Raw genomic sequence first — 11,267 nt, forward strand, 5'->3', positions numbered from 1 at the left:
ACACCTCACTATATTAGATTGAAATTAATTTTTAATGGCTTCGATGGCTTTTTCTTTTAAACGGTATTTTTGTATTTTTCCTGAGGCTGTCATGGGATAGGCGTCGGTAAACTCAATGTAGCGAGGGATTTTATGCTTCGAAATTTTCCCGTTGCAATATTCTCTGATTTCTTCTGCTGTTGTCTCTTCACCCTCTTTTAAAATGATCCATGCCATTACTTCTTCTCCATATACTTCATCCGGGACTCCGATCACCTGAACATCCAATATTTTTGAATTAGAATAGAGAAATTCTTCAATTTCACGGGGATAAATATTTTCTCCTCCTCTAATGATCATATCCTTTAAACGGCCGGTTATTTTCAAATAGCCGTTTTCACCCATTACGGCCAAATCGCCTGTATGAAGCCATCCTGCAGCATCAATCGCCTCATTAGTAGCTGCTTGGTTTTTATAGTATCCCTTCATAACATGATAGCCTCTAGTACAAAGTTCTCCTTGTACCCCAAAAGGAACTTCTTTTGATGTACCTGGTTCAACTACTTTAACCTCGACGTTCGGCAGGGCTTTTCCTACTGTCTCTACGCGTAAGTCAATCGGGTCGTCCGTTCTAGTTTGGGTTATAACAGGAGAGGACTCTGTTTGCCCATAGGCAATCGTTATTTCTTTTGCTCCCATTTTCTCAATAACCGCCTTCATAACCTCAATGGGGCAGTTCGAGCCTGCCATTATTCCCGTTCTTAATGTTGATAAATCATATTTCTCAAAGTCAGGGTCATTCAATTCAGCAATAAACATAGTTGGGACTCCGTGAAGTCCTGTACACTTCTCATCCTGTACAGTTTGCAAAACCCGTTTCGGGCTAAATTCCTGCACCGGAACCATTGCAGCACCCACTGAAACACAAGCCATTGTCCCTAGAACACAACCGAAGCAGTGGAAAAATGGCACTGGTATACATAGTCGATCCTGGGGAGTCAGCTTCATACAACCGGCTATATTAAAGCCATTATTAACGATATTATTATGGGTAAGCATTACACCTTTAGGGAAACCGGTTGTCCCAGAAGTATACTGCATATTTATGACATCATCCGGATCCAGTGAATCCATTCTCTGATTTAATTCTTCATCAGAGACCAATTCGCCAAGCTTCATAATATCATTCCATGAATAGGTTCCAGGATATCGTTTGTCCCCGAGGACGATGACATTTTTTAGATATGGCAAACGGCTGCTTTTCAGCTTGCCTGGTTCCGAAGTCCTTAATTCTGGTGCAATTTCATAGAGCATATCAATATAGGAGGATTCCTTCCATGTATCCATTAAAATAAAAGTTGTGGAATCTGATTGTTGCAGAAGATACTCAAGTTCTGCTGTACGGTAGTTGGTGTTAACGGTCACAAGAACTGCTCCCATCTTCCCAGTTGCAAATTGCGTTATCAGCCATTCAGGAGTATTGGTTGACCAGGCCGCAAGCTGTTCACCCTTATCTATTCCGAGTTTCATCAAACCCTTAGCTGCAAGCCGGCAAGTATCATTAAATTCGTGATAAGTCCATCTTAAATCTCGATCTGAGTAGATTACTGCTTGATTGTCGGGTTGTAATTTTGCTTTTTCTTCTAAAAGTTCACCAATGGTAACATTTAATAATACCGACATTCTTCCATCCTCCTTATGTACATAAACATACAATAAAACGCTTTCAAAAGTATGTTATCATATTTATAAGAATATTCAATATTTTTAAAATATAATTCTTTTCCGTGAATGAACTATGAACAATTTATGAACCTTTTAATTTTTTATCAATTAGGGGTTCTCAAAATAAAAGAAAACCATTACAATAATAAAAACTGAATATTCAATCCATTTTCCAAGGAGGCATTCTCACATTGAAAATTATGAGTAATGAGCAGTTGGTTGTAACGTATCGGGACGCTTTAAAGTCTGGTAAGGAAAAGGAATGGATTAAAATATTAAAAGATGAAATTCAACGCCGTGGATTAAGACCATTTAAGAATCGATAATGAATCGTAACATGCCAAAAACCGCTGAACCATTATTCAGCGGTTTTTCATTTTCCCTTATCCTTCTAACAGCAAACTTTCTGGGTCCTCGAGCATTTCTTTTATTTTACTAAGAAAGCTTACCGCCTCTTTTCCATCAACAATACGATGGTCATAAGAAAGAGCCACATACATCATTGGACGGTTTTCTGTTTTCTCTTTATCTATTGCTACAGGTCTTAGTTGAATTTTGTGCATTCCAAGTATTCCAACCTGTGGTCCGTTTAATATCGGCGTTGACAGTAAAGAGCCAAAGACCCCGCCATTGGTAATCGAGAAAGTTCCACCTTGTAAATCATTTAAGGAAAGTTTATTGGTTCTTGCTTTTTCTGCAAGCTGCATGATATCCATTTCAATTTCTGCAAAAGTTTTCCGATCGGCATCTCTGACCACAGGAACCACGAGTCCTTCCTCTGCCGCAACCGCAATGCCAATATCATAAAACTTTTTAACCAACAGCTGGTCACCTTGAATTTCTGCATTTAAATAAGGAAATTTCTTTAGAGCAGCAACAACTGCTTTGGTAAAAAAGGACATAAAACCAAGTCTGACATCATGCTCATCGAAAAATTTATCCTTTCTTCTTTTTCGAAGGTCCATAACCGCCGTCATATCAATTTCGTTAAAGGTTGTCAGCATAGCGGCGGTTTGTTGTACTTCTACAAGTCTTTTTGCAATCGTTTGGCGCCGGCGCGACATTCGCTCGTATAAAATGGGTTTAGGAACATTTTGACTCGGCACCATTTCTCCAGCTTTTTCTACTTTTGGAGTATTATTTTGTGCCGGTTGTTGATATGACGAAACATCCTGCTTTCTTATCCTTCCTAGAGGGTCTACTGCAGGAATATCATTTAAATTGAGCCCTTTTTCTCTAGCCAGCCGTCTGGCTGCTGGAGAAGCAATCGGACGGCTGGATAATTCCTCCTTATTTTCTTTAGTGGCATCAGCAGCAACTGTAGGTTGGATTGGTGTATGTGCTATTGGTTCAGAAGGGTTTTGTTCTGTAGTATGGACAGTGTTGCTTTGGCCGCTTTCATCAACAGCAGCAATCGTTTCTCCTACTTGAACCGTATCACCTTCAGCAAATTTTTGTTCAGTAAGCGTTCCAGAAAAATCTGAAATAATTTCAATATTGACTTTATCTGTTTCTAGTTCGACAAGATAATCGCCTTTCTCTACATGTTCTCCAATATTCTTTAGCCATTTCGCAATCGTTCCTTCTGAAATCGATTCTGCTAATTCTGGTACTTTAATTTCAGCCATGCTGTAAACCTCCTTTTTCTAGCCTCGTTAAGGCAGCTTGAAGAATTTTTGTTTGGGCAAGTTTGTGAACATTCGGTTCCCCTTCCGCTGGGCTTGACCGGCGGCGGCGGCCGATATAGTCTACCTTCATTCCGGCCGGTACAATTTCATTAATTCTCGGCTCTACAAAATTCCATACACCCATATTTTTTGGCTCTTCTTGAACCCATGCCACTTCTTTGACATTCTCGTATTTCGTAAAAATTTCTCGTAATTCATCCGCTGGGAATGGATATATTTCCTCAAGTCTAATGACCTGAAGCCAATCATAACTGTCAGATTCTTTTACCTGTTCTGCAATATCAATGGATATTTTTCCGGAACAGAGGACAATTTTTTCTACCTTACTATCGTCCCTATTTGCTTGGAAATGCTCTATAACCGGTTTAAATTCTCCTTCACTTAACTCTGCAGCCGTCGATGAAACAAGCGGGTTTCGTAAAAGGCTTTTCGGCGACATAATGATAAGCGGCTTAATTTCTTCCTTTGACAGCATTGCGGCCTGTCTTCTTAACAGGTGAAAATACTGAGCTGCACTTGAAAGGTTAGCGACCGTCCAATTCTTTTCGGCGGCTGATTGTAAAAATCTTTCTACCCTTCCGCTTGAGTGTTCCGGACCTTGCCCTTCATATCCATGCGGAAGCAACAATACTAGACCAGACTTTTGTCCCCATTTTGCCCTTCCGGCAGCGATAAATTGGTCAAATATAACTTGTGCGGCATTGGCAAAATCACCGTATTGAGCTTCCCAAATCACTAAGGTTTCCGGTGAAAAGACATTATACCCATATTCAAAACCAACTACAGCTGCTTCCGTTAAGGGACTATTATAAACAGCAAATGATGCTTTTGCTGACGAAAAATGATGAAGCGGTGAATAGGTTTCACCTGTTTGACTATCATGGAGCACAAGATGGCGATGGGCAAAGGTACCGCGCTCTGAATCCTGTCCGGTTAGCCTTATTGGGGTTCCATCTGCCAAAATCGTCGCAAATGCCAAGGTTTCAGCTAAGGCCCATTCAATTTTCCCATTTTCACCTAGTGCATCTGATCTTCTTTGTAATATTTTTTCCAACTTGTTGAAAACAGTAAATTCATTTGGCCATTGAAGCAATTCATTGTTCAGAATTTGCAGTTTTTCTAAAGGAACCTTGGTAATAATTGATTCGTGTTCCTTCTTGAATTTTGGTGGTTCTGGGACACTTATTTCCGTATCTTTCTTTATCATTGAAACTTTATCATTCGCATTTGCTAATCTATTCCTGATTTGTTTTTCTAGTTCTGCTAACTCATCTTGTTTTATGACGCCTCGTTCTATTAAACTTTTCGCATAGATTTCTTTGACGGTAGGGTGCTTATTTATCAACGAATACATTTGCGGGCTGGTTGTCATGGGCTCATCCATTTCATTATGGCCAAACCTCCTATACCCGATTAAATCGATTAAAAAATCTTTTTGGAATACATAGCGATATTCTGCTGCGAAAATGGCTGCAGCGATACAAGCCTCTGGATCATCCGCATTTACATGCAGGATTGGAATTTCAAATCCTTTGGCAAGGTCACTTGCATACCTGGTCGAGCGGGAATCCGCAGATTCTGTGGTAAAGCCGATTGTGTTATTCGCAATAATGTGAATGGTGCCTCCAGTACGATATCCCTTTAACCTGCTTAAATTTAGTGTCTCAGCGACAATCCCCTCACCAGGGAATGCTGCATCACCATGGATCAAGATAGCAAGTGCAGATTTACTATTATCTTCAGCATAACCAGGTTTCGTTCGATCGTCCTGTGCCGCCCTTGTAAATCCTTCTACAACCGCTCCAACATATTCAAGGTGACTTGGATTATTGGCTAGCGAAATTCTAGCCCTAACAGAATGATCGCCGTCCAGCTCTCTGTTGAGCCCAAGGTGATATTTGACATCGCCAGTCCAGCCAAAGTTGATGCCTGTAGATCCTTCTGAGGGGACAAGTTCTTTATTTGGGGCGTGCTGAAACTCTGCAAATATCTTTTCATATGGTTTATTAAGGACATGGGCTAGGACATTTAATCTTCCGCGATGCGCCATACCAATATTAATATTTTCAGCACCATCGATTACAGCCTTAGAAATAACCTCATCAATGAGTGGCACCATTGCATCAAGCCCTTCAATAGAGAAACGCTTTTGACCAACAAATGTTTTATGGAGAAACTTTTCAAATTCTTCGACTTCCACAAGTCTCTTTAAAATCCCTTTTCTTTTTTCATTCGTAAGATCTGTACGAAAACGGCTATCTTCAGTTCTTTCCATTAACCAATTTTTCTCTCTTAGGTCATGGACATGGTCAAATTCAAATGCAATCGATTTTGTATAAATCTCTTTTAAATATCCAAACGCTTCTAGTGCGTTTTGAAAAGACGATGGGCTATTTTTTGTCATAATTCCTGATGGTAAATTTTTCAAATCCTCCTCACTGATTCCATGGCTGTTTAATTCTAAGTGAGTTACATCAGGTTTTTGATTTCCTAATGGATAAATATTTGCTGCAAGGTGGCCATAAGTACGGATATTTTCAGCAAGCTTTACAGCAGCAAGGATCTTTTCACTCTCAACCATAGGTGCCTTTAGATTTGAAACTGGAACCGTAATTCCTGCTTCGATAAAATCCTCTTCATTTAATTGTTCAAAGATCACTCTCATATCCTGTTCAACTGATAAAGGATCCTCTTTATACTTTTCAAATTTTTCCATTAAATAGCCAAGATTAGGACCAAGAAAATTATTTAGGAAGGCTTTTAAATCGGCATTTGGTTTAGTCATCATCAATTCCCCCTTAAAACGTATGTATCCTAATGGACTTTTATTGAATCTATATATTTTTACGTTATGGACCTTGTTTAGTGTGTGTAATTTTGAACAAATAATTTCATATGTACAACAAAAAAAGACCGAAACCGGTCTTTTCAATAGAAAACTTTTTTTAAAGAAATGTGGTGGAGTGTTTTAGGGACTTTATTTCGTTTATCGATAATATTTGGGTCTAATGATTCTTTTCCTTCTATCTGCCCACAATTTAAGCATGTATGAGAATAAGCATTAACACTAAACATATTAATCCCATCTTCAAAGGTAAAGGAACTATGTTCTTGGCAATCAACTAACAGATGATAACTAATCTTCGATTCCCGCATTGCTCTCAACCCTTTCTACACCTTGATCTTAATTCTATTATAATAGGAAATCGTTATGATTAGTTGTGTTAAAATTTAGAATTTTCCCTATTAATTAATTGGAAGAATCATACTGACCTTTGTTCCGACGCCTTCTTTACTTTCAATCGAAATGGATCCATTGTATTTCATAATTAAACGCTTGGCAATCGATAATCCTAAACCCGTTCCTCCATTTTCCCGGCCGCGTGCTTTGTCTACTCGATAAAAACGATTGAATACTTCCGGAATATGTTCACTAGATATGCCAATTCCACTGTCGATAACAGATAACAATATTTCACGTCCTCTTTGATGAGCAGAAATCCAGATTGTTTTATTTTCGTGTGAATACTTGATCGAATTATCGATGAGAATAATCAGGATTTGTTCTAAATGCTGCTCGGAGATCGCAGCCTTAGAAATTGGCTGTTCTATTTCAAGGTTAAACTGGTACTCGGGATGAACAATCTCAATATTTTTAATCAAGTGCTGTAATACAGCAGGGATATCCGCCTTATCCCCACTTTTTACACGTGGGTTTTCTGCACGTGTTAATAGTAGTAAATCATTTATTAGCTTTTTTAACCTAGATAGTTCTTGTAATGAGGCAGCAAGGGATTCATCAAGAATAGCAGGATCCTTTTTCCCCCAGCGATTCAATAATGACAGGTGCCCTTCAAGGATTGAAACGGGTGTCCGCAATTCATGGGAAGCGTCCTCTACAAATTGTTTTTGCTTCATGAATGACTTTTCGATTTCATCCATCATTTCATTAAAAACGTTTGTAAGGTCTGTTAATTCGTCCTTATGCACATATAATTCCATTCTTCCTTGAAAACCATTTTCTTTTATCCGTTTCATGGCTCGTGCCAAATCCCTGACTGGTTTTAACAGCTGCCTTGAAAGAAAAAAACCGCTAATAGCACTAAAAAGTATTGCTGCTGACCCAAATATCGTCATGACCCAAAAGAGGTTACTCATCATTTTATGATAGTTATTTAATTGCCGAACAATCTCTAGGGTTCCTTTAAACTTTGAACTCATTAAGGGGTATCTCGCAACAATAGCTTCATGACCTTCGATGGACACTCTTTCAGTCGTTCTTTTTTTTGCAGGAGTTGGCTCTAACACTGAAAAGTCTCCATTTTTATCAGAAACAAGCAGTTCCCCCTTTTGATTGTATACCCTGATTAACTGATCTTTATCGTTCATTTTTCTTAAAAAGACTTCACTGTGTTCTATATCCTGTTGGGATAAAGGGCCCGGCTTAACTTTATAAAAGGCAGCAATATCTGTGATGGTTCTATTTATGGCAATTTCCTCTCGGTTCAACATCCATTTTGATACGGTATGATATTCCAAAAGGCTAAACAAGAAAAAAGTTAGAAAAATGGCCGTTGAACTGCTTAAGACTAATTTAGTCTGCCAGGGAAGCCGTTTTAAAAAATAGCCTATTATCTTTTTCATCTCATAACATATCCTGTGCCGCGCACTGTTTGAATAAAGCTTGCCTGATTTTGATCATCAATTTTATTCCTCAGATAGCGTACGTAAACATCCACAACATTTGTTTCTACCCCGGTGCTATAACCCCAAACTTTATTTAATAGTACTTCTCTTGTTAGAACGATATTAATATTGCTCATGAAAATCACTAAAAGGTCATACTCGCGTTTGGTTAAACCAATCACCTTATCGCCTTTTTTAACCACACATGATTCCAGTTCAACTACAATATCCTTAAACGTAATTGTTGTTAATTCTGTTGTTCCTAATGCCTCAACCCTTCGAAACAAGGACCTCAATCTAGCTAACAATTCCTCGATCGCAAATGGTTTAACAATGTAGTCATCTGCCCCGCTATCAAGGCCGGAGACACGGTCAAGAACACTATCCCTTGCTGTAATCATAATGATTGGCAGGGTCTTATTTGCCTGTCTGATCCTGCGGCAGACCTCCAGACCATTTAATTCCGGCAGCATTAAATCAAGCAGGATGGCGTCCCAGGTTTCAGTAAGGGCCAATTGCAACCCGTTACGGCCATCAGATGCAACTTTTGTTTCATAGCCTTCATAATTCAATTCGAGCTCAATAAATCTGGCTAAGTTTTTTTCATCTTCAATGATTAATAATTTAGGCATATTTCCACGCTCACATTGTTTTTTGTTTTATTTTAACTGATGTTTGTCATGAAAAAAATTAATTACTGCATGTACAATTTCTATCGACTGGTATGACATAAGAGAAAATGCGGTAAGTGAAAAGAAGCCAACAATGACAAAACGAACCCAAGGCATCTTGCATTCCTCCTTTTTCAGCAGTCTAAATATATAAACTGTAATTGAGCTCATTATAGTGCTGAAAAAGGAAAACCGTATGAAAAGAAAATGAGAATCTAATAAAAATATATGTTGTTTGGAGCACAATTCAACAGCAAAATGATAAAGAAAAGCACACGCGCGAAACGTGTGCTGACGATTGGGAACCCTCATTTTGGTTATGCTTGTTCTTAGCAGCAAGAAAGAAGCAAACATAAGCAAAATGAACTTAAATAATCAAAATTATTAACAAGCCGGTTCCCAAAGATTATTCATACAAGCCTATCATACAAGAGAAATCATAAAGATAAATGAAAATATCATTAAAAATAGATTAGAATTAATTATTTAGAACAAGCTGAGGTCTTACTGATAACTCTTTTAACTTTGTTGCAATTTGATCCGCAGCGTCAATCGGGTCTTCGGCAAAAATATCAAAAAATTCTCCTTCGTAATCCTGTCTTGCATGATCATAGCGAGGGTCATAATAGTGCTCAAGTAAAATTTAAATCATTTCAGGATAATTCTGATCCTCTAATGTTTGCATAAGTCCTTTTTTAATATCATTATCTTTTATCCTTCTTAACACCTTTTCTAAACTAGCAGAAATTTTTTCCAGATACCAAGGCTGATCTTTATATGGAAGCACATATTCGGTAACGAGCTGCCGAACTCGCTGCTCTATTGGTGAATGAATGTAAATGTTAATACCTTTAAACTTACTTATCATTAATTCCTCCGGCTGAACAGCTTTGCCAATTCGCTTGCTTTCTGCTTCAACTAGAAAATAGTCCGAACCCTGGATTTCACTTAAACCTTTAAAAAGAAGAGCATCGAAGGTTTTTTGGTTATATCCATCACCAAGACCAATGGTACCAAAAATCGAACCTCTATGGCCGGCCATTTCTTCAAGGTCCAAAACAGCATATCCCTTCAGTTTTAAAATCTTCAAAACCTCCGTCTTGCCGACTCCAGTTAATCCATGCAACACAATAGCTTGGCTTGGCAGCATGGTTGGCAATTTCTCCAGGATATAATTACGATAGGCTTTATATCCGCCGACCAAACGCCATGAATAAAGGCCGGCAAATTCTAAAAACGTTACAACAGCTTTGCTGCGCATTCCGCCGCGCCAGCAATGGATAATCAGTTCTCCGTCCTTATTAAATGATTTAATCGTTTGAAGTAAATCAGGTATTTTGGGAGATACAAGCTCCATCGCTCTCCATTTTGCTGCTGCCTGTCCAACTTGTTTATAAATTGTCCCTATTTCTTGGCGTTCTTCGTCAGTAAATAAAGGCACATTGATTGCACCAGGAATAGCACCATCGTTAAACTCAATTGGCGAGCGTATATCAATGATGATCGGATTCTTCATCGTCATAAGTTCTTCAACAGTTATTTCCTTCATAGATACTACACTCCCTCTAAAATAAATATTAAAACAAACAAAAACTTCCTCTATGGGAAGTTTCGTACAAAGTTTGTCAGCAAGAAAAAATTTTTATATATTACGAGTATAATCATATTATAAGGTAGATAATCACCGCTATCAAGAATTTCAAAATTCCTGTTAGCATTTAACACAATTTCCTATAATATTTTTGATTCTTGTTTAAAAACAGACATTAATTTTTCCATTTCTGCCAGCTCATTTTTATCAAATAATTCCACTATTTTACTTCCGACAATAACACCATCACAATTTGTTGTTAATTCTAATGCCTGCTGTTCATTAGAGACCCCAAATCCAGCCAAAACAGGAATCGTACTAACTTCTTTCACCTGTTTTAAAAATTGATGCAGCTCACTGTCAAATTCATTTCTCGTTCCTGTTATCCCTTTGATCGTTACTGTATATAAAAATCCCTTTCCCTTACTTGCAATCGTCTTTATCCTTTCGATTGGAGTTGTAAGGGTAACAAGACGAATTAATTCAACCTGTGCTTCTTCAAGCTGTGGCGCAATAAGATCCTCTTCTTCCACAGGCAAGTCCGGTATAATACAAGCGTCAACACCTGCATTGCTAATATCTCGGACAAATTCACTGATTCCATAACAGTAAATAGGATTTAAGTAGGTCATAAGGATAATCGGAGCCGTAACCACTTTTCTCGCTTTTTCAATTTCAGCAATAATTCCTCTTAAGGTTGTTCCTTTTTCCAGTGCTCTAATCCCTGCCTGTTGAATCGTAGGCCCATCCGCTACCGGGTCAGAAAAAGGGACTCCTACTTCAATAGCAGTAGCTCCATACTTTTCTAGTAAAACCAGCCGGTCTGCTAAACAGTCCAGTCCGCCGTCTCCTGCCATTAAATAAGGTACAAACGCTTTTCTTTGATCTTCTTTTAATATTGTAAAAGTTTGTTCGAGCCGATTCATG

The 11,267-nt window shown here is 38.3% G+C and carries 10 protein-coding genes; 1 reads left to right on the forward strand and 9 read right to left on the reverse strand.

Going from position 1 to position 11,267, the window contains the following annotated elements:
* Positions 1-24 precede the first annotated feature (24 nt).
* A complete protein-coding gene (locus tag PH210_RS24465; RefSeq protein ID WP_289988994.1) occupies positions 25-1,662 on the reverse strand; it encodes an AMP-binding protein in 1,638 nt (545 codons plus the stop codon).
* 242 nt (positions 1,663-1,904) lie between these two features.
* On the opposite strand from PH210_RS24465, the gene sda reads away from it, so the two are divergent.
* Entirely contained in the window at positions 1,905-2,030 is a 126-nt protein-coding gene (gene sda / locus PH210_RS24470; protein WP_420491584.1) for a sporulation histidine kinase inhibitor Sda, read from the forward strand.
* 57 nt (positions 2,031-2,087) lie between these two features.
* Here the strand turns inward: sda and odhB are convergent, their stop codons facing one another.
* From odhB to trpA, 8 genes are all read right to left on the reverse strand, one after another.
* Positions 2,088-3,332 carry a 2-oxoglutarate dehydrogenase complex dihydrolipoyllysine-residue succinyltransferase gene (odhB, locus tag PH210_RS24475; protein ID WP_289988995.1) on the reverse strand — a complete coding sequence of 415 codons (1,245 nt, stop codon included), beginning with the start codon at positions 3,330-3,332 and terminating at the stop codon, positions 2,088-2,090.
* Entirely contained in the window at positions 3,325-6,177 is a 2,853-nt protein-coding gene (locus tag PH210_RS24480) for a 2-oxoglutarate dehydrogenase E1 component (protein WP_289988996.1), read from the reverse strand. The genes odhB and PH210_RS24480 overlap by 8 nt, the downstream gene beginning before the upstream one ends.
* A gap of 143 nt (positions 6,178-6,320) precedes the next feature.
* Positions 6,321-6,548 carry a hypothetical protein gene (locus PH210_RS24485; RefSeq protein ID WP_289988997.1) on the reverse strand — a complete coding sequence of 76 codons (228 nt, stop codon included), beginning with the start codon at positions 6,546-6,548 and terminating at the stop codon, positions 6,321-6,323.
* Positions 6,549-6,638: 90 nt separating this feature from the next.
* Positions 6,639-8,036, reverse strand: a complete 1,398-nt coding sequence (locus PH210_RS24490) for a HAMP domain-containing sensor histidine kinase (protein ID WP_289988998.1) — start codon at positions 8,034-8,036, stop codon at positions 6,639-6,641.
* On the reverse strand, positions 8,033-8,710 hold the full coding sequence (locus tag PH210_RS24495) for a response regulator transcription factor (protein ID WP_289988999.1): 678 nt from the start codon (positions 8,708-8,710) through the stop codon (positions 8,033-8,035). Before PH210_RS24495 ends, PH210_RS24490 begins: the two co-directional genes overlap by 4 nt.
* A gap of 27 nt (positions 8,711-8,737) precedes the next feature.
* Positions 8,738-8,866, reverse strand: coding sequence for a hypothetical protein (locus tag PH210_RS24500; RefSeq protein ID WP_289989000.1), 129 nt, complete (start codon positions 8,864-8,866; stop codon positions 8,738-8,740).
* Positions 8,867-9,392: 526 nt separating this feature from the next.
* Positions 9,393-10,298, reverse strand: coding sequence for a tRNA 2-selenouridine(34) synthase MnmH (gene mnmH / locus PH210_RS24505; RefSeq protein WP_289989001.1), 906 nt, complete (start codon positions 10,296-10,298; stop codon positions 9,393-9,395).
* A gap of 182 nt (positions 10,299-10,480) precedes the next feature.
* Complete coding sequence (gene trpA / locus PH210_RS24510; RefSeq protein ID WP_289989002.1) at positions 10,481-11,266, reverse strand: tryptophan synthase subunit alpha; 786 nt, start codon at positions 11,264-11,266, stop codon at positions 10,481-10,483.
* Position 11,267: the final 1 nt, after the last annotated feature.

It is taken from the genome of Paenibacillus sp. BSR1-1 (assembly GCF_030403775.1).
Lineage (GTDB): Bacteria > Bacillota > Bacilli > Bacillales > Cytobacillaceae > Neobacillus.

Excerpts from the sequence above, each read along its gene's own strand:
- PH210_RS24500 (WP_289989000.1), bottom strand. The coding sequence starts at position 8,866 with ATGCCTTGGGTTCGTTTTGTCATTGTTGGCTTCTTTTCACTTACCGCA.
- mnmH (WP_289989001.1), bottom strand. The coding sequence starts at position 10,298 with ATGAAGGAAATAACTGTTGAAGAACTTATGACGATGAAGAATCCGATC.
- PH210_RS24465 (WP_289988994.1), bottom strand. The coding sequence starts at position 1,662 with ATGTCGGTATTATTAAATGTTACCATTGGTGAACTTTTAGAAGAAAAA.
- odhB (WP_289988995.1), bottom strand. The coding sequence starts at position 3,332 with ATGGCTGAAATTAAAGTACCAGAATTAGCAGAATCGATTTCAGAAGGA.
- PH210_RS24495 (WP_289988999.1), bottom strand. The coding sequence starts at position 8,710 with ATGCCTAAATTATTAATCATTGAAGATGAAAAAAACTTAGCCAGATTT.
- PH210_RS24485 (WP_289988997.1), bottom strand. The coding sequence starts at position 6,548 with ATGCGGGAATCGAAGATTAGTTATCATCTGTTAGTTGATTGCCAAGAA.
- sda (WP_420491584.1), top strand. The coding sequence starts at position 1,905 with ATGAGTAATGAGCAGTTGGTTGTAACGTATCGGGACGCTTTAAAGTCT.
- trpA (WP_289989002.1), bottom strand. The coding sequence starts at position 11,266 with ATGAATCGGCTCGAACAAACTTTTACAATATTAAAAGAAGATCAAAGA.
- PH210_RS24490 (WP_289988998.1), bottom strand. The coding sequence starts at position 8,036 with ATGAAAAAGATAATAGGCTATTTTTTAAAACGGCTTCCCTGGCAGACT.
- PH210_RS24480 (WP_289988996.1), bottom strand. The coding sequence starts at position 6,177 with ATGACTAAACCAAATGCCGATTTAAAAGCCTTCCTAAATAATTTTCTT.